The sequence below is a fragment of the Massilia antarctica genome, assembly GCF_015689335.1.
Taxonomy (GTDB): Bacteria; Pseudomonadota; Gammaproteobacteria; order Burkholderiales; family Burkholderiaceae_D; genus Telluria_A; species Telluria_A antarctica.
Window position 1 is genome coordinate 156,154 of the sequence record NZ_CP065053.1, and the last position, 21,438, is coordinate 177,591.

Annotated in this window: 16 protein-coding genes; all 16 read left to right on the forward strand. The window is 63.1% G+C overall.

The features are described from left to right. Positions 1–223 precede the first annotated feature (223 nt). The 16 genes from fliF (at position 224) to IV454_RS00795 (ending at position 21,438) form a co-directional block, all read left to right on the forward strand. Positions 224–1,921: a flagellar basal-body MS-ring/collar protein FliF gene (gene fliF / locus IV454_RS00715; protein WP_206089759.1), complete on the forward strand. Its 1,698-nt coding sequence runs from the start codon at positions 224–226 to the stop codon at positions 1,919–1,921. After that, complete coding sequence (fliG, locus tag IV454_RS00720; RefSeq protein WP_054264138.1) at positions 1,914–2,906, forward strand: flagellar motor switch protein FliG; 993 nt, start codon at positions 1,914–1,916, stop codon at positions 2,904–2,906. Before fliF ends, fliG begins: the two co-directional genes overlap by 8 nt. Beyond that, positions 2,906–3,592 carry a flagellar assembly protein FliH gene (locus IV454_RS00725; protein WP_206089760.1) on the forward strand — a complete coding sequence of 229 codons (687 nt, stop codon included), beginning with the start codon at positions 2,906–2,908 and terminating at the stop codon, positions 3,590–3,592. The genes fliG and IV454_RS00725 overlap by 1 nt, the downstream gene beginning before the upstream one ends. After that, positions 3,589–4,998 carry a flagellar protein export ATPase FliI gene (gene fliI, locus IV454_RS00730; protein ID WP_054264140.1) on the forward strand — a complete coding sequence of 470 codons (1,410 nt, stop codon included), beginning with the start codon at positions 3,589–3,591 and terminating at the stop codon, positions 4,996–4,998. The genes IV454_RS00725 and fliI overlap by 4 nt, the downstream gene beginning before the upstream one ends. Positions 4,999–5,033: 35 nt before the next feature. Continuing rightward, positions 5,034–5,474, forward strand: coding sequence for a flagellar export protein FliJ (gene fliJ, locus IV454_RS00735; RefSeq protein WP_054264141.1), 441 nt, complete (start codon positions 5,034–5,036; stop codon positions 5,472–5,474). 32 nt (positions 5,475–5,506) lie between these two features. Continuing rightward, positions 5,507–6,949 carry a flagellar hook-length control protein FliK gene (locus tag IV454_RS00740; protein ID WP_206089761.1) on the forward strand — a complete coding sequence of 481 codons (1,443 nt, stop codon included), beginning with the start codon at positions 5,507–5,509 and terminating at the stop codon, positions 6,947–6,949. Positions 6,950–7,153: 204 nt separating this feature from the next. Next, on the forward strand, positions 7,154–7,672 hold the full coding sequence (gene fliL / locus IV454_RS00745) for a flagellar basal body-associated protein FliL (protein ID WP_206089762.1): 519 nt from the start codon (positions 7,154–7,156) through the stop codon (positions 7,670–7,672). 6 nt (positions 7,673–7,678) lie between these two features. Continuing rightward, the gene (gene fliM / locus IV454_RS00750) at positions 7,679–8,656 is read left to right on the forward strand and encodes a flagellar motor switch protein FliM (RefSeq protein WP_054264144.1); all 978 of its coding nucleotides are present in this window, start codon (positions 7,679–7,681) and stop codon (positions 8,654–8,656) included. 14 nt (positions 8,657–8,670) lie between these two features. Continuing rightward, positions 8,671–9,087, forward strand: a complete 417-nt coding sequence (gene fliN / locus IV454_RS00755; RefSeq protein ID WP_054264145.1) for a flagellar motor switch protein FliN — start codon at positions 8,671–8,673, stop codon at positions 9,085–9,087. Further along, the gene (fliO, locus tag IV454_RS00760; protein WP_206089763.1) at positions 9,084–9,740 is read left to right on the forward strand and encodes a flagellar biosynthetic protein FliO; all 657 of its coding nucleotides are present in this window, start codon (positions 9,084–9,086) and stop codon (positions 9,738–9,740) included. Before fliN ends, fliO begins: the two co-directional genes overlap by 4 nt. Then, positions 9,730–10,512, forward strand: coding sequence for a flagellar type III secretion system pore protein FliP (fliP, locus tag IV454_RS00765; RefSeq protein ID WP_206089764.1), 783 nt, complete (start codon positions 9,730–9,732; stop codon positions 10,510–10,512). The genes fliO and fliP overlap by 11 nt, the downstream gene beginning before the upstream one ends. 12 nt (positions 10,513–10,524) lie before the next feature. Next, the gene (gene fliQ, locus IV454_RS00770) at positions 10,525–10,794 is read left to right on the forward strand and encodes a flagellar biosynthesis protein FliQ (protein WP_206089765.1); all 270 of its coding nucleotides are present in this window, start codon (positions 10,525–10,527) and stop codon (positions 10,792–10,794) included. Positions 10,795–10,825: 31 nt separating this feature from the next. Next, positions 10,826–11,698 (forward strand): flagellar biosynthetic protein FliR, encoded by an 873-nt coding sequence (gene fliR / locus IV454_RS00775; RefSeq protein WP_206089766.1) that lies wholly within the window; start codon positions 10,826–10,828, stop codon positions 11,696–11,698. 158 nt (positions 11,699–11,856) lie between these two features. After that, complete coding sequence (locus IV454_RS00780) at positions 11,857–16,395, forward strand: DUF6861 domain-containing protein (RefSeq protein ID WP_206089767.1); 4,539 nt, start codon at positions 11,857–11,859, stop codon at positions 16,393–16,395. Continuing rightward, complete coding sequence (locus tag IV454_RS00785; RefSeq protein ID WP_206089768.1) at positions 16,383–16,868, forward strand: hypothetical protein; 486 nt, start codon at positions 16,383–16,385, stop codon at positions 16,866–16,868. The genes IV454_RS00780 and IV454_RS00785 overlap by 13 nt, the downstream gene beginning before the upstream one ends. Before the next feature lie 121 nt (positions 16,869–16,989). Next, complete coding sequence (locus IV454_RS00795) at positions 16,990–21,438, forward strand: DUF6861 domain-containing protein (protein ID WP_370663765.1); 4,449 nt, start codon at positions 16,990–16,992, stop codon at positions 21,436–21,438.

Sequence of the window (21,438 nt, forward strand, 5' to 3'; positions counted from 1 at the left end):
TTGCTTGCCCCATCCCGCGAGTACAATATGTATACCAGCGAAGTCAGGGTGCCAGAATAGCACCCGGGTGGCGCGCCGGCCCCGCGAGCAGGGGCCAAAAGCGCGCTCTGTTCGATGCTTTGAGCGGGGGCCCCGCCCCACATAATGGAGTCTGAGCCCCAGCCTTTGCGCAGGTTTGGGAAATTCCTACCAGTTTGGGCCTAGCCCGTCGGACACCCCCACCATGGCAGCTGCAACCGCAGAAGAACTCGTCGATATCCCCCAGGACACGCCGCCCCCCACGTTCCTGCAGTCTCCGCTCGGGAAAAATTTCCTGCGCGGGGGCGGCATCGCGGCGGTGCTGGCCTTGATGCTCGGCATCTGGCTGTGGAGCCAGCGTACCGAATACGGCATCTTGTTTACCAATGTCAGCGACAAGGATGGCGGCGCCATCATGGCCTCGCTCGACCAGATGGCCGTGCCTTACAAGTTTTCGGATGGCGGCGCCTCCATCATGGTGCCCAACGAACAGGTGCACGCCATCCGCCTCAAGCTGGCCGCGCAAGGCTTGCCCAAGGGCGGCACGGTCGGCTTCGAGCTGATGGAAAACCAGAAACTGGGCGTGTCCCAGTTCCACGAACAAATCAATTACCAGCGCTCGCTCGAAGGCGAACTGGCGCGCTCGATCGAATCGATCGCCGCCGTCAGCTCGGCGCGCGTGCACCTGGCGCTGCCGAAACCGTCGGTGTTCGTGCGCGAGCAGCAAAAGCCGACCGCGTCGGTGTTGCTGAATCTACAAACCGGCAGGGTCATCGACCAGGCCCAGGTCAACGCCATCGTCCACCTGCTGGCATCGAGCGTGTCGGAATTGCCCGTCTCGAACGTGACCGTGGTCGACCAGAACGGCAACCTGCTGTCCGATCCCGATAAATCGGGCAATGCGCGCAAGCTCGATCCGAACCAGCTCAAGTACGTGGAAGCGGTCCAGAAAAACATCATCAAGCAGGTCGAGTCCTTGATCACGCCGCTGGTCGGCCCCGGCAATGTGCGCGCCGAAGCGACCGCCGACATCGACTTCGCCCAGGTCGACACGGCCGCCGAAGTCTACAAGCCGAACTCGCCGCCGGAGCCGCAATCGATCCGCAGCCAGCAAACCTCGGAAGCGAACGGCCCCGGCACCGCCAACCCGTCCGGCGTGCCGGGCGCGCTCTCCAACCAGCCTCCGGGCCTGGCCACGGCACCCCTGAGCGCCACCGGCGCGCCCGCCACGGCGCCGCTCGCCAGCACCGGCCCGACGCGCAAGGACACCACCACCAATTTTGAAGTCGACAAGACCGTGCGCTACGAGCAGCGTCCGATGGGCCTGGTCAAGCGCCTGACCGTCGGCGTGCTGGTCAACCACCGGCGCTCGGTCGATGCCAAGACCGGCCGGGTCACGGTCACCCCGCTTTCGCCCGACCTAGTGGCCAAGATCAACGAGCTGGTCAAGCAAGCCATGGGTTACTCCAAGGAGCGCGGCGATACGCTCAACGTCACCAATGCCGCCTTCGATGGCGTGGACAAGCCGGACCTCCCGGCCGTCACGCTCGACTGGTGGCGCGATCCGGCCAACCTGCCGCTGGCCAAGGATGTCGCCAAGTATCTGTTCGTGTTCGCGGTCATTGCCTTCCTCTACTTCCGCCTGCTGCGCCCGATGCTGCGCCCGGTGCTGACCAAGTTCGACAAGGCCCACGAATTGCCGCCCGAGCCGGTCCCGACCGCGGAAGAAAAGGCCGAAGAGGCCGCCAGCGCCGAAGCCGCCCAGCAGGAAGCCGAAGCCCAGGCCGAATCGCAGCAGGACCACAGCTACCGGGCCAACCTGGCGCTGGCCAAGAAACTGGCGCAGGAAGATCCGCGCATCGTCGCAAACGTCATCAAGGCATGGGTAGGTACAAATGAATGATAATGGAATCCAGAAGGCAGCCATCCTGATGCTGGCCATCGGCGAGTCCGAGGCGGCCGAGGTGATGCGTTTCCTCGGCCCGCGCGAAGTGCTCAAGCTCGGCGCGGCCATGGCCACGATGAAAAATGTCCAGCACGAGCAGGTGGTCACGGTGCTCGAATCCTTCCGCGAGCAGACCGAACTGACCTCCACCGTCGGCCTCGATTCGGATGAATACATCCGCCAGGTGCTGACCAAGGCGCTGGGCGACGACAAGGCTTCGGTGCTGCTGTCGCGCATCCTGGGCGGCAAGGATGCGTCCGGCATCGAAAGCCTGAAGTGGATGGACGCTTCGTCGGTGTCGGAACTGATCCGCAACGAGCACCCGCAAATCATCGCCACCATCCTGGTCCACCTGGAGCGCGACCAGGCTTGCGAAATCCTCGGCAACTTCACCGACCGCCTGCGCAACGACGTGGTGCTGCGCATCGCCACTCTCGACGGCGTACAACCGGCCGCCCTGCGCGAACTGAACGATGTGCTCACCAAGCTCTTGTCGGGTAATGAAAACATCAAAAAATCCTCGCTCGGCGGGGTACGCGCGGCGGCCGAAATCCTCAACTTCATGAGCGGCGAGCAAGAGGGTTCGGTGATGGACAATATCAAGAACTACGACAACGACATGGCCCAGAAAATCATGGATGAAATGTTCGTGTTCGATAACGTCATCGACATCGACGACCGCGGCATCCAGCTGTTGCTGCGCGAAGTGCAGTCCGAAATGCTGATCATGGCGCTCAAGGGCGCCTCGCAGGAATTGCGCGAGAAAATCTTCCGCAATATGTCGGCGCGCGCCGGCGAAATGATGCGCGAAGACCTAGAATCGAAAGGACCGGTGCGCCTGTCCGAAGTCGAAACCCAGCAAAAACAAATCCTGCAGATCGTGCGCCGCCTGTCCGACGAAGGCCAGATCGTGCTCGGCAAAGGTGAGGATTCCTTCGTCTGATGGCTACTCTTCCGAAAGAACTGCAAACCGCCTACCAGCGCTGGGAAATGAATTCCTTCGACCGCGTTCCGGAGCCGGAACCGGTCCATCTCGACATCGCGCCGCAGCAGGAAGCGCTGCCGGACGAACCGCCCGCGCCCCACTGGCCGAGCGAGGACGAACTGGCCGCCATCCGCGAACAGGCGCGCCTGGAAGGCTTTGATGCGGGCCACGCGGCCGGCTACGCCGACGCGCACGCGCTCGGGCGCGAGGAAAGCGCGGCCGAAATCGCCAACCTGCAATCGATCGCCGCCACCTTCGCGCAGGCGCTCACCCAGGCCGACGAACACATCGCCAACGATATGCTGGAACTGACCCTGCACCTGGCCAGGAACATGCTGCGCACCGCGCTCGCGGTCAAGCCCGAGCTGATCATCCCGGTCATCCGCGACGCCATCTCTTACCTGCCGGTGCTGCAGCAGCCAGCCGTGCTGATGCTGCACCCGGACGATGCGCGCCTGGTGCGCGACACGATCAGCGACGAACTCGACAAGGGCGGCTGGAGGGTGGCCGACGACGCCAACATCCAGCGCGGCGGCTGCAAGATCGATACCGCCAGCAACCAGATCGATGCCCAGGTCGAGGTGCGCTGGCAGCGCCTGGCCAACGCGCTCGGCAAGAACGACGTCGAGTGGCTGGAACGATGAGCCGCCCCAAGCCCGAGCTGGACCGCCACACCAGCCGCTGGTCGTCCTACCTGCGCGACTGCGGCACCCTGGTCGGCTTCGTCGAGCCGCAGCTGGTGTCGGGCCGCATCACGCGCGTGGCCGGCCTGGTCATGGAATGCGTGGGCCTCAAGCTGGCCGTCGGCAGCGCCTGCACCATCCCGATGCCGAGCGGCGCCCGGGTTGAAGCGGAAGTGGTCGGCTTTGACGGCGACCGCCTGTTCCTGATGCCGCAAAGCGATGTCGAAGGCATCGTGCCGGGCACCAAGGTGCTGCCGGTCGAGGCGACCTTGCCGCGTCCGGGCTCGGTAGCCCATCCACGGCGCCGTCCGAGCGACCGCGCGCGCCACTTGCCGGTCGGCATGGGCCTGCTGGGCCGGGTGGTGGACGGGGCCGGACGCCCGCTCGACGGCCTCGGTCCCCTGCTCACCGACGACAGCGGCCCGATCAACGTGCGCCCCGCCAATCCGCTCGACCGCGCTCCCATCGTGGAAACGCTCGACGTCGGCATCCGCGCCATCAACGCCATGCTGACGGTGGGCCGCGGCCAGCGCCTGGGCTTGTTCGCCGGTTCCGGGGTCGGTAAATCGGTGCTGCTGGGAATGATGGCGCGCTTTACCAAGGCCGACGTGGTGGTGGTCGGCCTGATCGGCGAACGCGGCCGCGAGGTCAAGGAATTCATCGAACACATCCTCGGGCCCGAAGGCCTGGCGCGCGCGGCCGTGGTGGCGGCGCCGGCCGACACCCCGCCGCTGATGCGCCTGCAAGGCGCGGCGTACACCACGGCGATCGCCGAACATTTCCGCGACCAGGGCAAGAACGTGCTCATGATCATGGATTCGCTGACCCGCTACGCCATGGCGCAGCGCGAAATCGCCCTGGCCATCGGCGAGCCGCCCGCCACCAAGGGCTATCCGCCGTCGGTGTTCGCCAAGCTGCCGGTGCTGGTGGAACGGGCCGGCAACGGCCTCGTCGGCGGCGGCTCGATCACGGCGTTTTACACCGTGCTCACCGAGGGCGACGACCAGCAAGACCCGATCGCCGACTCGGCACGCGCGATCCTGGACGGCCACTTCGTGCTCAACCGGCGCCTGGCCGAGGCCGGCCACTATCCGGCCATCGATATCGAACAGTCGATCAGCCGCGCCATGCACACGATCACCAGCACCGCCCACCAGCACGCGGCGCGCCGCCTCAAGCAACTGTATTCGCGCTTCGAGCGCTCGCGCGACCTGATCACGGTCGGCGCCTACGCCCACGGCAGCGACCCGGTGCTCGACCAGGCCATCGCCCTGAACGACAAGATCGAAGCGTTCCTGTGCCAGGAAATCACGGAAAACGTCGGCATGCCGCAGAGCTTGGCCGAATTAACCGCTCTATTCTCGTGATGGGATCGGAGTCAAGCTGCCTATAATGATGCATTATGGCAAAACAAACCGTCCTCGATACCCTGCTCGAACTGGCCCAGCGCGACACCGATGATGCCGCCAAGCGGCTGGGGGTGGCGATCAAGGCGGCCGAAGAGACCGAACAAAAGTTGCAGATGCTGCTGGGCTATCTGGAGGATTACGCGCAAAAGCTGGATTCGGCCCAGCGCGCCGGCATGACGCCGATGGCGTACGCCAATTTCATTGCCTTCATGGGCAAGCTGGAGCACGCCATCCTGGGCCAGCGCGAGATCGTCAAGCATGCGCACCAGCGCAGCGCGGTGGAAAAGGGCTTATGGCAGGCGAGCGAGCGCAAACGGGTGTCCTACCGCACCCTGAACGAGCGCGCGGCGACCGAAGCACTGCGCCTGGAAAACAAGCGCGACCAGAAACAGATGGATGAACACGCCGCCCGCCAGGCTTATTACAAACGTTGATGCACCCTGTCATAACCAACCGATCGCCCGCCATGTCCACGCCTCCCCTTTTGCCGCAACTCGCTTCCCTGAATGCCACGCCGGCGCCGGCGCGCAGCAATGCCGCCGCCGCATCCGCGGCCCCGGCGGTGCAATTCGGCCAGACCTTGTCGCGCGAAATCGCGCAGCGCCAGACCATGACCCAGCCGCCGCCAGCGGGCGCCGCCGCCAAGGCCCCCGCGCCGCGCCCGGCCGAAAAAGCCCCGGCCCCGCGTCCGCAACAAGGCGCCAAAGCGGAGCAGGCCAGCCCGCCCGCCCAGGACACGGCGCCGGCCCAGCCCACCGCCCCGGCCGTCGGCAATGCCAGCAATACCCAGTCCGGCGAGAGCGGCAACAGCCCGGCGACCGACGATAGCGCGGCCGCCGCCGCGGCTGCCGCCGACAGCGCCGCCGCAGCCGCGGCGCGCGCCGAACTGCCGCTGGCCGACATGCTGGCCCTGGTCGCCAGCCTGACCCAGCCGGCGCAAGCGGCGGGCGCGCCGGTCGCCACCGATCCGGCCTGGAGCACCCTGGCCGCAACCCGTGGCGCCACCACGGCCGGCGCCGCCGAACCGGGCCTGGCGGCTGATGCCGCGCTGGCCGCCTTCAGCGCGCCGGCCATGGCGGCGGCCGGGCGCTTCCCGACCATCGATGGCGCCCCTACCCCGCCCGCTGTCGGCGCGCTGAGTCTGCCAAGCGAAGCGGCACTGACGATGGCGGCCGATGCCCCCGCGCCGGTCGAGCTGCGCGCCATGCTGGAAGGCGCCATGCCGCGCGCGGCCGGCGCCAGCGCCGCCGCCGATACCACACAAACACAAGGCGCCGCGCCGGCGCTGCAAACGGCGCTCCTGCAGACCGAGGCGGCGCGCATCGCTCCCGCCGCCCGCGAGCTGCCCGAGGCCGTCGCCATCGACACCGCGGCGATCGCGCCGACGCCGGTGGGCGCGCCGCTGCAGCAAGCCGCCGCCGGCCTGGCGCAGGCGGCCAATGCCGGCACCGACAAGCTGTCGGCGCGGGTCGGTACCCCGGCCTGGGACAACCAGGTCGGCCAGAAAATCGTCTGGATGGTGGCCGGCAAGGAGCAAAGCGCCACCCTGACCCTGAACCCGCCCGACCTGGGTCCGGTCCAGGTGGTGCTCAACATCAGCGGCGACAACGCCAGCGTGACCTTCTCGTCGGGTGAGCTGGAAGTGCGCCAGGCGCTGGAAAATGCCATGCCAAAACTGCGCGAAATGATGGATGACAGCGGCATTTCGCTGGGCAACGCCAGCGTCAACGCCGGCATGCCGGAACAGCGCCAGGACCAGGATCAGGGCGGGCGTGCCATGGCCGGCGGCGGCGGCACGGGCGGCGTTGCCGGCCTGGCCAATGGCAGCGCGTCCGACGCCAACGAACGCCTGGCGGCCAAGGCCCCGGTCCAGGGTGGACGGCTGGGGATGGTCGACACCTTCGCCTGATGGCGCGCCAGGAACTTGTCGAATTGCCTGGCCTGCCCTGCGCCGCGCATGCACGGCGCATCGGCTGTCGATCAGCCGCCACGGGTCGGGCCGGGTTCGGGCCTGTTTTCCACGCATCCGCACGCTCATTTCTTCGCGATAATGACATAATGCAGGCATGATCCACCGACGCCGTCTTGAGGTACCTTGAAAGCGAAAGCAAACATGAAAGCTGCAGCCCCCCCTGATGCGACCGTCAAGCCGCCGTCGAAGAAAAAGGCCATGATCGGTGCGGCCGTGGCCGTGCTTGCGCTGGGCGGCGGCGGCGCGGGCTGGTTCTTCATGCACAGCAAGGGCGGCGACGATACCGAGGAATCGGCCAAGCCGTCCAAGAAAAAGAAAAAGGCCAAGGCGCACGCGGCACCCGTGTTCGCCCCGCTGGAAGTATTTACCGTCAATCTGCAACCGGACGGCGGAGAAGAGAGCATGCTGCAGACCACCATCACGCTCGAAGTCATGGGCCCGGAGCAGGCCGACCTGATCAAGGCCCACATGCCCAAGGTACGCAGCCGCGTGCTGCTGCTGCTGTCGGCCAAGAAAGCGTCGGACGTGAAGACGGTGGAAGGCAAGAACAAGCTGGCCGAGGAAATTCTCGAGGCGCTCAAGAAGCCGTTCGGCGAGAACGACGAGCCGCAGGAAGTCAACGAAGTCATGTTCACCCAGTTCATCATCCAGCCCCAATAACGCGCCATGGCCGATAATTTTCTCTCGCAGGAAGAAGTCGATGCCCTGCTCAAGGGCGTCAACGGCGACCAGGATGAAGCGTCCGCGCCCGAAGACAACACGGGCGTGCGCACCTACAACCTGGCGACCCAGGAACGGATCGTGCGCGGCCGCATGCCGACGCTCGAAATCATCAATGAGCGTTTCGCGCGCCTGTTGCGGGTCGGCCTGTTCAACTACATCCGGCGCAGCGCCGAGGTGTCGGTCGGCTCGGTGCGGGTCTCCAAATACAGCGAATTCATCCGCAATCTGGTGGTGCCGACCAACCTCAACCTCGTGCACATGAAGCCGCTGCGCGGCACGGCCCTGATCGTGTTCGATCCTGGCCTGGTGTTTTTGCTGGTGGACAATCTGTTCGGCGGCGACGGGCGCTTCCATACCCGGGTCGAGGGGCGCGATTTTACCCAGACCGAGCAGCGCATCATCTTGCGCATCCTCGATATCGTGTTCGATTCGTATGCGAAATCGTGGGAACCGGTGTATCCGGTCGAGTTCGAGTACATCCGTTCCGAGATGAATACCCAGTTCGCCAACATCGCCACCCCGAACGAAGTGGTGGTGTCGTCCACCTTCACCATCGAGCTCGGCTCGGTGAGCGGCCAGATCCACATCTGCATGCCGTATTCGATGATCGAGCCGATCCGCGACACCCTCACCTCCAGCCTGCAGGGCGAGGCGCTGGAAGTGGACAAGCGCTGGATCCGCCTGATGACCCAGCAGATCCAGATCGCCGAAGTCGAACTGGTCGCCGTGCTGGGCACCGCGCGCGCGTCCTTCGACGAGATTCTCAATTTCAAGGTGGGCGATATCGTCGCCCTCAACGTGCCCGAACAGATCCAGGCCACCGTCGACGGCGTGCCGGTGATGGATTGTACTTACGGCGTGCTCAACGGGCAATACGCACTCAAGGTCGAGAAACTGCTCGCCAATGCGGACACCAAATAATTTAGGAGAGCCATATGGCCGACAATCTGGAAGATGATGCAATGGATGACGACTGGGGCGCGGCCATCGCCGAGCAGGCCAAGGCGGAAGCCGACGCGCTGCAAAGCCAGGCCGCCAGCGCGGCCGTGTTCAAGGATTTTTCGAACAAGGGCACCAAGCCGGACACGCCGAACGATATCGACTTCATCCTCGATATTCCGGTCCAGCTCACGGTCGAGCTGGGACGGACCAAGATCGCCATCAAGAACCTGCTGCAACTGGCCCAGGGTTCGGTGGTCGAGCTCGACGGACTGGCGGGCGAGCCGATGGACGTGCTGGTCAACGGCTGCCTGATCGCCCAGGGCGAGGTGGTGGTGGTGAATGATAAATTCGGTATTCGCCTGACGGACATCATCACGCCGTCCGAACGGATTCGAAAACTGAATAAATGACGGCCCGCCTGCTTGCCGCCGTGGCGCTGGCGTGCAGTCTGGCGCCGGCCCTGGCCGCCGATCCGGCGGCCGCTTCGGTTCCTGCCGCTCCGGTTCATGCCGCTCCGGTTCATGCCGCTCCGGTTCCTGCCGCTTCGGTTCCTGCCGCTTCGGTTCCTGCCGCTTCGGTTCCTGCCGCGCCGGTTGCGCTTGCCTCCGCGCCTGCCGCCGCCGCAGCTCAGGCCGGCAGTGTGCAAGCCGCTCCCGCCGCCACCCTGCCCGCCCCTGCCGCCGCGCAGGCGGCGCCCGGTCCCATGACGGGGCCCTCGGCCGGCAACCTGCTGCAAACGATTTTCGCCCTGACCCTGGTGCTGGCCCTGCTCGGCGGCATGGTCTGGTTCATGAAACGCTACGGTCCCCAGAGCGCCGCCGGCGCGGCCCAGATACGTACCGTCGGCGCGCTCAGCCTGGGCGGACGCGAACGCATCATCGTGGTCGAGGTGGGCGACCAGTGGATCGTGGTGGGCGCCTCGCCCGGCCGGGTCAACGCGCTGGCCACCATGCCCAGGCGCGATGCGCCGCCCGGCGGCCCCGCGCTGCTGGCCCACGGCCCGGCATCGGGCAGCTTTGCCGAATGGCTGAAACAGACCATCGACAAACGCAATGGACCTTAAGCCGCCTTCCCTGCCACCCGTGAACCGCACGCGCCGCCGGCTGCCGCTGCTGGCGCTGGTAGCGGCCATCGGCCTGCCGGCGCTGGCGCTGGCCGCGCCGGGCATCCCGACCTTCACCACCGCACCTGCCCCGGGCGGCGGCACGGCGTACTCGCTGCCGGTCCAGACCCTGCTCCTGATGACGGCGCTGTCGTTCCTGCCGGCGGTGCTGCTGATGATGACCAGTTTTACCCGCATCATCATCGTGCTGTCCTTGCTGCGCCAGGCGATCGGCACCCAGTCGGCCCCGCCCAACCAAGTCATGGTCGGGCTGGCGCTGTTCCTGACCCTGTTCGTGATGGGCCCCGTATTCGACAAGATTTATGTGGACTCCTACCAGCCGCTGCAGGAAAACAAGATCCAGATGGGCGAAGCCATGGACAAGGCGGTGGCGCCCCTGAAAACCTTCATGATCCGCCAGACGCGCCAGGCCGACCTGGCCATGTTCGTGCGCATTTCGCGCTCGGCCGCTCTGCAGGGGCCGGAAGACATTCCGCTGCGCATCCTGATTCCCGCTTTTGTGACCAGCGAATTGAAAACCGCGTTCCAGATCGGCTTCGCCATCTTCATTCCGTTTCTCATCATCGATATGGTAGTGGCGTCGGTGCTGATGTCGATGGGGATGATGATGATGTCGCCGGCCGTCATTTCGCTGCCGTTCAAGCTGATGCTGTTCGTGCTGGTCGATGGCTGGCAGTTGCTGCTCGGCTCGCTCGCGCAAAGCTTTTATTAGAAAGGGCCCGCCATGACTCCCGAGAGCGTGATGACAATGGGCCGCACGGCCATGGAAGTGACCCTGATGGTGGCCGCGCCCATGCTGCTGGTGGCGCTGATCATCGGCCTGATCGTCAGCATCTTCCAGGCCGCCACCCAGATCAATGAAGCGACCTTGTCCTTCATCCCCAAGCTGATCGGCATTTTCGTCGCCCTGATCGTGGCCGGGCCGTGGATGCTCGCGGTCATGCTCGACTACATGCGCCAGGTGTTTACCGGCATTCCCGGCCTGGTCGCTTAAGCGTTCCGCGCCCGCCCTTCCCAGCCGCCGCATGCTCACCCTGACCAGCGCCGAGATGAACGCGTGGATCGCCGGCCTGCTGTGGCCGCTGTCCCGCATCCTCGGCCTGATCACGTCCGCTCCCCTGTTCGGCAACGCCAGCGTGCCGGTGCCGGTGAAAATCGGGCTGGGTGTGCTGCTGGCGAGCATCATCGCGCCCGCGATTCCGGCCATTCCGGCGGCCGATCCGCTATCGATGGCGGGGCTGCTCATTCTCATGCAGGAATTGCTGATCGGGGTGGCAATGGGCTTTGCCATCCGTCTGGTGTTTGCCGCCATCGAGATGGCCGGCGAAATCAGCAGCCTGACCATGGGCCTGGGCTTCGCCAGCTTTTTCGATCCGCTCACCAAGGGACGGTCCTCGGCCGTGAGCCAGTTCCTGGCACTGATCGCGACCATGGCGTTCCTGGCCGCGAATGCGCACCTGGTGCTGCTCGAAGCGCTGGCCGAGAGCTTTATCAGCATGCCGATTTCGGCGACGCCGATGTCCTCGTCCGCGGAATGGGAATTGGCCAAATGGGGCGGCCTGATTTTCAGCGCCGGGCTGCATTTGTCGCTGCCGGTCGTCGCCGCCCTGCTCATTACCCAGGTGGCGCTGGGAATCCTGACGCGCGCCGCGCCGCAGCTGAACATTTTCGGGATTGGTTTTCCGATCACCCTGGGGGTGGGCATGCTGGTGATCGTGATGGTGCTGCCTTACCTGGGCAATCCGTTTCAGGTGCTGTTCAACGAGGGCATCGAGACGGCGCGCCGGGTGCCGCGCATGGCGGCCACCCCGCCGGCGCCGGCCACCCCGGCACGGGCCGACAGGCCTGCCGCGCTACCAGACGGACCAGCACAAGGGGCGACCGGCCAGCAGCCCTGAAGCCGACATTGCGGGCCGCCGCGCCCAAGTCCGTTATTCCTATTTGCTCAATTTTTGAGCTTGCCGCGAAATATCGTTTAAAATTCTGAACGCAGGAAAAATTGCATTATAAATATCAAACATTCTGAATTTCCTTACCCAAAAGAAAGATCCGCTGCATGAGCACTTTTGACTTCGCCAACGATTTCACGCACATGAGCAAGGCTTTGCACGATTTGGAACGGACTTGCCTGACGGGTGGTGCGAAGGCAGTCAGCGATGTCCAAAAGCACCTGCAACAGTTTTCCCGGTCGCATCCTTTACCCAGCCTGAGGGACGTGGCGCAGCATTTTCCGGAGGGACGCCTTTTTCTTGCAGTCAATGATGCGCTGAACGAGTCGAACCGTCTTGTACTCCAGCGCCTGACATCGACCGTTCAGGGGCTCGACTTGAGGGCAGTCCAAGCCGTCCTTCTGGAAGTGGCCAAGGAAACTGCCAAGTACCTCGGCGGCGGAGCAGTCTTGGGCGCGACCGTGGGCGGCGCCCTTGGCGCCCTGGCCGCCGGCGTTGGCGCGGCGCCGGGCATGGTCGTCGGCGCGGAGATTGGCTTTCAAATTGGCAGCGCCATCATGGCGCTGATGGGCCTGGCCGACCTGGCAGAAGCTTTCTGGCCCGTTGTGAAGATGCTCTTTATACCCATCGCCCAGGGCTTCGCTTTGGCTATCCGTGCCGGCATGCTGCCGGAGGACCAGCGTACCAAACGAATTGAACTGATCCATGCAGCGGCCGAGTCTTTTGCCCAAGGCAAGTTCATCCTCATTATCGGCATGCTGGCCGCGGTCGCGGCGGTGTACGCGGGCAAGCTCACGGCCAAGGTGCTCGAAAAAATCGGCAGCAGCAAATTAGGGGTAGGCTTTGCCGCCTGGCTGCAAAAGAACGAGCGGATCGTTTTGAACCATCCAGCCTTGAAGCTGAAAGTCCGGGCAGCGGCCGAGGGGCCGGCCAAGGCACCCGTCGCGGAAAAAGCGGCGCCGGCAAAGCCGGAGGCCGCCAAGCCAAAGCAGAACGAGCCCGTGAAGGAAGGCGAGGCCAAAGGACCGTGCGAGCTCTGCGTGCTTAAAGCAGCTCCCGTCAATCCTATTACCGGCAACAAGATCCTCGCCGCCGCTATCGACCTGGACTTTGCCCTGCCGGCGGCCCTGCCGCTGGTCTGGCAGCGCACCTACAGCTCGGCGCAACGGCAAGCCGGCTGGCTGGGCTCCGGCTGGAGCACGCCGCTATCGATTGCGCTGGAAATCAATGTCGACAGTGTCGTCGTGCTCGACCCTTTCGCACGCGAGATCACTTTCTCCTTGCCAGGTGTCGGCGAATCGCTGTATTCGCCATCCGAAAAAATCACCCTGGTGCGCACGCACGAGCGCAGTTTCGAGCTGGTCGACGACAAGGGCGAGCGCGACCTGTTCGCCCTGTCGGCCACGAGCAGCAACATCGCGCGGCTGGTCGGCCAGATGGACGCCAACGGCAACCGGATCAGCATCGCGTACAACCAGCGCCAATTGCCCGAGCGGGTCGAGGACAGCGCCGGGCGCAGCTACCTGCTGGCGTTCGAAGACCACCGCGGCTTCCCGCGCTTGCGCAGCATTGCCATGCAGCCGGCCGAGCCCGAGACCGAGACCGACGCTGACACTGAACTGCTGGTCGCGTACGACTACGATGCCAGCGGCAACCTGGCCAAGGTCAGCAACGGCAAGGGCGACGTGACGCGCCAGTTCGCCTATCGCAACCACGTGATGGTCGAACACAGCCAGCCCGGCGGACTGGTGTCGCGCTACGAATACGACGAGTATGCCGCCGGCGGCAGGGTCACGCGCAACTGGCTCAACGACGGTCGTTCGTGGGACTTCCGCTACCTGGAGCAGGAAAGCATCGTCACCGACAACCTGGGGCGCGAAGAGCGGTTCCGCTTCGACGCAAAGCAACGCCTGATCGGCATGGTGGACGCGGCGGGCGGCGTGACCACGCGCCGTTTCGACAGCAACGGCAATCTGCTCGCCATCACGGACCCGGGCGGGCGCAGCGTCAGCTACCGCTACGACCAGCGCAGCCGCGTGACCCGCATCGAAAGCGGCGGCAGCGGTACCGGCATCGTCTACGACAGCCGTTTCGACAAGCCGGCCCTGATCACCGATGCGCTCGGAGCCACCACCGCCCTGCGCTACGACGAATCGGGCAACCTGGCCAGCGTCACCGACGCGCTGGGCCAGCGCACCTCCTATCAGTACGATGCGAATGGCTTGCCGGTCAAGGTGACGGATGCGGCCGGTGGCGTCAAGAAACTGGCCTACAACCGCGCCGCCCAGTTGATCAGCTATACGGACTGCTCGAACAACACGACCCACTTCAGCTACGACGACAAGGGCCGGCTGCTGCGCGCCACCGACGCCAGCGGCAACAGCACCGTCTACAGCTACGACGCCGCCGGCCGGCCTTTGGGCACTGAAAAGCCCGATGGCGGCGAGCGCTACGAATACGATCGGCTTGGACGGCTCATCGCGCACATCGACCCGCTCGGCAACCGCACCAGCTACGTGCTCGACACCGATGGCCAGCCGCTCAAGCGCATCGATGCGCGTGGCGGCGTGATGGAATACCGCTACGACGATGCCCGCCGCGTGGCCGCGCTGATTAACGAAAATGGCGATGCGCACCGTTTCGTCTACGACACGCTGGACCGCCTGGTCGAAGAAACCGGCTTCGACGCGCGCCTGACGCGCTACCGCTACGACGACAGCGGCCTGATCGCAGCCAAGGAAGAACTCGGCAGCGGCGAGCGCAGCGAGTACACGCGCATCGACACGCACTTCAGCCGCGACAGCGCCGGCCAGTTGGTCGAAAAGCTGATCTCCCGCACCAAGGGCGAGGCCCAGGGGGAACAACTGCGCCTGCGCTATGCCTACGACGCCATCGGCCGGATGACCCAGGCCATCAATGCCGACGCCGAAGTGAGCCTGCACTACGATGTGCTGGGCCAGTTGGTGGGCGAGCAGACCAAGGCCCGCGATTTCACCAGCGAGCTGCGGCACGAGTACGACGAGCTGGGCAACCGGATCAAGACGGTCTTGCCTGACGGCCGCGTGCTGAACAATCTGTTCTACGGTTCGGGGCACCTGCACCAGATCAACATCGACGGCGAAGTCATTACCGATATCGAGCGCGACAGGCTGCACCGGGCCACCAGCCGCACGCAGGGTGCGCTGACCAGCCAGTTTCAATATGACCCGGTGGGACGGCTGCTGGCGCAGGTTGCGGGGCACCTGGGCGTTGGCGCAAGCGCCGAGCCGGTGATCGCGCGGCGCTATGAGTACGACGAGAGCGGCAACCTGCTGGCGATCGACGACAAGCGCAACGGACGCAAGACCTACAGCTACGACGTGATCGGCCGCATCATGAGTGCCGTGCAGCCGGACCTGGCGGAGCGCTTCGCGTTCGACCCGGCGCACAATCTGCTCGATGAAACGGTTGCGAGTGCCGGCCGGGTGGAAGGCAACCGGGTGCGCGTGTTCGAGGACAAGCGCTACGACTACGATGCCCATGGCAATCTGACCGAGAAACTGACCGGCAAGCACACGCGCCTGAAGCTGGAGTGGAATGCGGCGCATCAGCTGGTCAAGTCGGTGGTGACGCGCAATGCCAAGGAACCGAATCCGACGGTGCAGACCGTCAAGTACGCTTACGATCCGTTCGGGCGCAGGATCGCCAAGCGCGACGGGTTTGGCATGACGCGTTTTGTGTGGGACGGGAACCGCTTGCTGTGCGAGGCGCGCGGGAAGTGGGAGCGCACCTATGTGTACGAGCCAGACTCGTTCGTGCCGCTGGCACAGCTCGATTCGGTGGCCGATGATGGCGACAATCAACGCCGCAGCGAAGTCCACCATATCCACACCGATCATCTCGGCACGCCGAATGAGGTGACCGACCAAGAAGGTGAAGTAAAGTGGGGCGCACAATACCAAGTATGGGGCAACGTGTTGAAAGCTCCCGCTCTCTCCCGTGCGCACCACAATTCTTCCTCACTTGAAGTACAGGCTTACGGCGATGAAGCCTTTAGGCAATCAATCCGGTTTCAAGGTCAGTATTATGATATCGAAACCGGATTACATTACAATAGATTCCGCTACTACGATCCAGACATCGGAAGGTTTATTACAAACGATCCGATTGGCCTTCTGGGGGGGGACAACGGGTATCAATACGCAGCCAATCCATCCAATTGGGTGGATCCCCTTGGTTTAAGTGGCGTCAAATGGGTTGACCCAAAAAACGTAAATTTTTCTCAATACTATGCATTAAATGAAAGCCTTAGTCACGCGGAAGTAATGAAGGCTGGCAATTGGGACTGGAATAGATTTCCTGTCACACACCCTCAATCAAGTGCATTAATGGTAGCGGAGGTTAACGGGCAGTTAGTGTCGTTCGACAATCGAAGACTGATGGCGGCTCAAATTGCCGGGCTGGAAAAAATTCCAGTCTTTGAAGTTAATTTGGAAGCTATCAAACCTGGTACCACTATCACTTGGCAACAATCGTTGGACAAACGTCTTTTCTCGAAACCTAAAGATTTTCCACATTTGCCGAAAGTGCAACTTCCACCTCATGGCAGTCCTAATCAACCTATAGACCCAACAACCCTACCGTCACCCTGCAAATGCAAAAAATAAATGTCAATGATGAAATTTGCCATCCCTTTATTCAGCAGCTCTGGCAGAAATCGTTGCTGCCCGAGTTTGTCGGAATTATTATGGGTGATGGGAGATTGATTTCAATCAATCAGAATAATTATTTTATTGACCATGAGATAAGACATGAATTAAAAATCGGAGAGGAATCGACAATAGACAATCTGCTGGAACTTACGGATGACACAATTAGCATAACTCCCTATGGACAAGGTGAGTCGATTGCTGGAACGGATGCACTTGCGTCTTGTGGTGAAGGAGAAATGGGCAATGAAGGGTTTGTGGCTGTCACGAATACACACGGGTTATTGTGGGCTGCATTTTTTGCGAATTCCAATCCTTTTTATCAGGTAAATATCGTGGGAGATTGTGTAGCGGCTGTAAATTCATATGAAGCTACTTGGTATTTTCCTATTGACAGTCCATGGAATATCACCATCACCTATGCTCGCTAAAATTTAGTCCAATGTCGTTTTGAGTGGAACTTGACTTCGGCTATCATGTCGGCTTCCGCTGAATGTCAGATTCGTCGTGACCGCGTTGCCGTGAGCTCGATTCCCGGTCACATCCTTTGACGTGGCGCAGCATTTTCCGAAGGGGCGCCTTTTTCTTGCGGTCAATGATGCGCTGCACGAGTCGAACCGTCTTGTAGTCCAGCGCCTGACCTCCACCGTCCAAGGGCTCGACCTGAGGGCGGTCCAATTCGTACTTCTGGAGGTCGCCAAGGAAACTGCCAAGTACCTCGGCGGCGGAGCGGTCTTGGGCGCTACCGTGGGCGGCGCCCTTGGCGCCCTGGCCGCCGGCGTTGGCGCGGCGCCGGGCATGGTCGTCGGCGCGGAGATTGGCTTTCAAATTGGCAGCGCCATCATGGCGCTGATGGGCCTGGCCGACCTGGCAAAAGCTTTCTGGCCCGTTGTGAAGATGCTCTTTATACCCATCGCCCAGGGCTTCGCTTTGGCTATCCGTGCCGGCATGCTGCCGGAGGACCAGCGTACCAAACGAATTGAACTGATCCATGCAGCGGCCGAGTCTTTTGCCCAAGGCAAGTTCATCCTCATTATCGGCATGCTGGCCGCGGTCGCGGCAGTGTACGCGGGTAAGCTGACGTCCAAGGTGCTTGAAAAAATCGGCAACAGCAAATTAGGCGTGGGTTTTGCCGCCTGGCTGCAAAAAAACGAGCAGATCGTTTTAAACCATCCAGCCTTGAAGCTGAAAGTCCGGGCAGCGGCCGAGGGGCCGGCCAAGGCACCCGTCGCGGAAAAAGCGGCGCCGGCAAAGCCGGAGGCCGCCAAGCCAAAGCAGAACGAGCCCGTGAAGGAAGGCGAGGCCAAAGGACCGTGCGAGCTCTGCGTGCTTAAAGCAGCTCCCGTCAATCCTATTACCGGCAACAAGATCCTCGCCGCCGCTATCGACCTGGACTTTGCCCTGCCGGCGGCCCTGCCGCTGGTCTGGCAGCGCACCTACAGCTCGGCGCAACGGCAAGCCGGCTGGCTGGGCTCCGGCTGGAGCACGCCGCTATCGATTGCGCTGGAAATCAATGTCGACAGTGTCGTCGTGCTCGACCCTTTCGCACGCGAGATCACTTTCTCCTTGCCAGGTGTCGGCGAATCGCTGTATTCGCCATCCGAAAAAATCACCCTGGTGCGCACGCACGAGCGCAGTTTCGAGCTGGTCGACGACAAGGGCGAGCGCGACCTGTTCGCCCTGTCGGCCACGAGCAGCAACATCGCGCGGCTGGTCGGCCAGATGGACGCCAACGGCAACCGGATCAGCATCGCGTACAACCAGCGCCAATTGCCCGAGCGGGTCGAGGACAGCGCCGGGCGCAGCTACCTGCTGGCGTTCGAAGACCACCGCGGCTTCCCGCGCTTGCGCAGCATTGCCATGCAGCCGGCCGAGCCCGAGACCGAGACCGACGCTGACACTGAACTGCTGGTCGCGTACGACTACGATGCCAGCGGCAACCTGGCCAAGGTCAGCAACGGCAAGGGCGACGTGACGCGCCAGTTCGCCTATCGCAACCACGTGATGGTCGAACACAGCCAGCCCGGCGGACTGGTGTCGCGCTACGAATACGACGAGTATGCCGCCGGCGGCAGGGTCACGCGCAACTGGCTCAACGACGGTCGTTCGTGGGACTTCCGCTACCTGGAGCAGGAAAGCATCGTCACCGACAACCTGGGGCGCGAAGAGCGGTTCCGCTTCGACGCAAAGCAACGCCTGATCGGCATGGTGGACGCGGCGGGCGGCGTGACCACGCGCCGTTTCGACAGCAACGGCAATCTGCTCGCCATCACGGACCCGGGCGGGCGCAGCGTCAGCTACCGCTACGACCAGCGCAGCCGCGTGACCCGCATCGAAAGCGGCGGCAGCGGTACCGGCATCGTCTACGACAGCCGTTTCGACAAGCCGGCCCTGATCACCGATGCGCTCGGAGCCACCACCGCCCTGCGCTACGACGAATCGGGCAACCTGGCCAGCGTCACCGACGCGCTGGGCCAGCGCACCTCCTATCAGTACGATGCGAATGGCTTGCCGGTCAAGGTGACGGATGCGGCCGGTGGCGTCAAGAAACTGGCCTACAACCGCGCCGCCCAGTTGATCAGCTATACGGACTGCTCGAACAACACGACCCACTTCAGCTACGACGACAAGGGCCGGCTGCTGCGCGCCACCGACGCCAGCGGCAACAGCACCGTCTACAGCTACGACGCCGCCGGCCGGCCTTTGGGCACTGAAAAACCCGATGGCGGCGAGCGCTACGAATACGATCCGCTTGGACGGCTCATCGCGCACATCGACCCGCTTGGCAACCGCACCAGCTACGTGCTCGACACCGATGGCCAGCCGCTCAAGCGCATCGATGCGCGTGGCGGCGTCATGGAATACCGCTACGACGATGCCCGCCGCGTGGCCGCGTTGATCAACGAAAACGGCGACGCGCACCGTTTCATTTACGACACACTGGACCGCTTGGTCGAAGAGACCGGCTTCGACGCGCGCCTGACGCGTTACCGCTACGACGACAGCGGCCTGATCGCAGCCAAGGAAGAACTCGGCAGCGGCGAGCGCAATGCGTTCACGCGCATCGACACGCACTTCAGCCGCGACAGCGCCGGCCAGTTGATCGAAAAGCTCATCTCGCGCACGAAAGGTGAAGCACAGGCAGAGCAACTGCGTCTGCGCTATACCTACGATGCCGTCGGACGGATGACCCAGGCCACCAATGCCGACGCCGAAGTGAGCCTGCACTACGATGTGCTGGGCCAGTTGGTGGGCGAGCAGACCAAGGCCCGCGATTTCACCAGCGAGCTGCGGCACGAGTACGACGAGCTGGGCAACCGGATCAAGACGGTCTTGCCTGACGGCCGCGTGCTGAACAATCTGTTCTACGGTTCGGGGCACCTGCACCAGATCAACATCGACGGCGAAGTCATTACCGATATCGAGCGCGACAGGCTGCACCGGGCCACCAGCCGCACGCAGGGTGCGCTGACCAGCCAGTTTCAATATGACCCGGTGGGACGGTTATTGGCGCAGGTTGCGGGGCACCTGGGCGTTGGCGCAAGCGCCGAGCCGATGATCGCGCGGCGCTATGAGTACGACGAGGGGGGGAATCTCCTGGCGATCGACGACAAGCGCAACGGACGCAAGACCTACAGCTACGACGTGATCGGCCGCATCATGAGTGCCGTACAGCCGGACTTGGCGGAGCGTTTCGCGTTCGACCCGGCGCATAATCTGCTCGATGAGACGGTGGCCAGTGCCGGCCGGGTGGAAGGCAACCGGGTGCGCGTGTTCGAGGACAAGCGCTACGACTACGATGCGCACGGCAATCTGACCGAGAAGCTGACTGGCAAGCACACGCGCCTGAAGCTGGAATGGAATGCGGCGCATCAACTGGTCAAGTCGGTGGTGACCCGCAATGCCCAGGAACCGAATCCGACGGTGCAGACCGTCAAGTACGCTTACGATCCGTTCGGGCGCAGGATCGCCAAGCGCGACGGGTTTGGCATGACACGGTTTGTGTGGGACGGGAACCGCTTGCTGTGCGAGGCGCGCGGGAAGTGGGAGCGCACCTATGTGTATGAACCGGGCTCGTTCGTGCCGCTGGCACAGCTCGATTCCGTTGCCGATGATGACGGCAGCGGACGCAGCAGCGAAGTCCATCACATCCACACCGACCACCTTGGCACGCCGAATGAGGTGACCGATCAGCAAGGCGAGATCGTCTGGGCGACCGAGTACAAGGCTTGGGGGAACGTGCTCCGTGTCGTCCAGGCCGCGCCGAAGCGCCACAGTCTGGCCGCTGTTGAGGCTGAGGCGGCGAATGACGTTGCAGACTTCCAGCCGATCCGTTTTCTGGGGCAGTATCACGACAGCGAAACTGGCTTGAACTACAACCGCTTCCGCTACTATGATGCGGACTGTGGGCGGTATGTTTCGCTTGATCCGATCGGACTGGTGGGCGGAACTAATTCATATCAATATGCGCCGAATCCTAGCGGATGGACCGATCCGCTTGGGTTGTCGAAAATATGTGAGTGCAAAGGGATAAACACCGCACCAATTGCGGGCGGAGGGTTAAGTCCAGCAAGTTTCGGGAAGAGCACGATCGCCGAGGATCCGGTCCTGCTTGCTCATTGGACCGATGCAATGCGATCTGCGGCCAATTCGAGCAGGTCGAACGGATATATTCGTTATCTAGAATCTTTGAAGAAAGGGGAAGTTCCTGATCAGAAAATGTTGGAAGAAGCTTTTGGCGCAGTCAATAGCCGCTTTATTCCAGCTGCACGATCGTCAGGATACCAAATTGCCGAGGTTCATCATTGGAATTTTGGAAAGTCGAGTTTTCCAGAAGGGATCGTTGACTCACGGAATTTAGTTCCGGTTGAAACCAGAGCACTGCATCAAGAAATCCACACTGCCACTAGTAGTAGTACGAACATTTGGGGTGGGACAGTTGCACCTCAGCACCAGTTACCTCTTGAAGGTTGGTTTACGACGCTACCGCCTTGGAATTAA

What these genes read in the sequence shown, in the direction of transcription:
- IV454_RS00725 (WP_206089760.1), top strand. Translation starts at nt 2,906, where the DNA reads ATGGCTACTCTTCCGAAAGAACTGCAAACCGCCTACCAGCGCTGGGAA.
- fliR (WP_206089766.1), top strand. Translation starts at nt 10,826, where the DNA reads ATGCTCACCCTGACCAGCGCCGAGATGAACGCGTGGATCGCCGGCCTG.
- fliI (WP_054264140.1), top strand. Translation starts at nt 3,589, where the DNA reads ATGAGCCGCCCCAAGCCCGAGCTGGACCGCCACACCAGCCGCTGGTCG.
- IV454_RS00780 (WP_206089767.1), top strand. Translation starts at nt 11,857, where the DNA reads ATGAGCACTTTTGACTTCGCCAACGATTTCACGCACATGAGCAAGGCT.
- fliM (WP_054264144.1), top strand. Translation starts at nt 7,679, where the DNA reads ATGGCCGATAATTTTCTCTCGCAGGAAGAAGTCGATGCCCTGCTCAAG.
- fliO (WP_206089763.1), top strand. Translation starts at nt 9,084, where the DNA reads ATGACGGCCCGCCTGCTTGCCGCCGTGGCGCTGGCGTGCAGTCTGGCG.
- fliG (WP_054264138.1), top strand. Translation starts at nt 1,914, where the DNA reads ATGAATGATAATGGAATCCAGAAGGCAGCCATCCTGATGCTGGCCATC.
- fliF (WP_206089759.1), top strand. Translation starts at nt 224, where the DNA reads ATGGCAGCTGCAACCGCAGAAGAACTCGTCGATATCCCCCAGGACACG.
- fliL (WP_206089762.1), top strand. Translation starts at nt 7,154, where the DNA reads ATGAAAGCTGCAGCCCCCCCTGATGCGACCGTCAAGCCGCCGTCGAAG.
- fliP (WP_206089764.1), top strand. Translation starts at nt 9,730, where the DNA reads ATGGACCTTAAGCCGCCTTCCCTGCCACCCGTGAACCGCACGCGCCGC.
- fliN (WP_054264145.1), top strand. Translation starts at nt 8,671, where the DNA reads ATGGCCGACAATCTGGAAGATGATGCAATGGATGACGACTGGGGCGCG.
- IV454_RS00785 (WP_206089768.1), top strand. Translation starts at nt 16,383, where the DNA reads ATGCAAAAAATAAATGTCAATGATGAAATTTGCCATCCCTTTATTCAG.
- fliQ (WP_206089765.1), top strand. Translation starts at nt 10,525, where the DNA reads ATGACTCCCGAGAGCGTGATGACAATGGGCCGCACGGCCATGGAAGTG.
- IV454_RS00740 (WP_206089761.1), top strand. Translation starts at nt 5,507, where the DNA reads ATGTCCACGCCTCCCCTTTTGCCGCAACTCGCTTCCCTGAATGCCACG.
- fliJ (WP_054264141.1), top strand. Translation starts at nt 5,034, where the DNA reads ATGGCAAAACAAACCGTCCTCGATACCCTGCTCGAACTGGCCCAGCGC.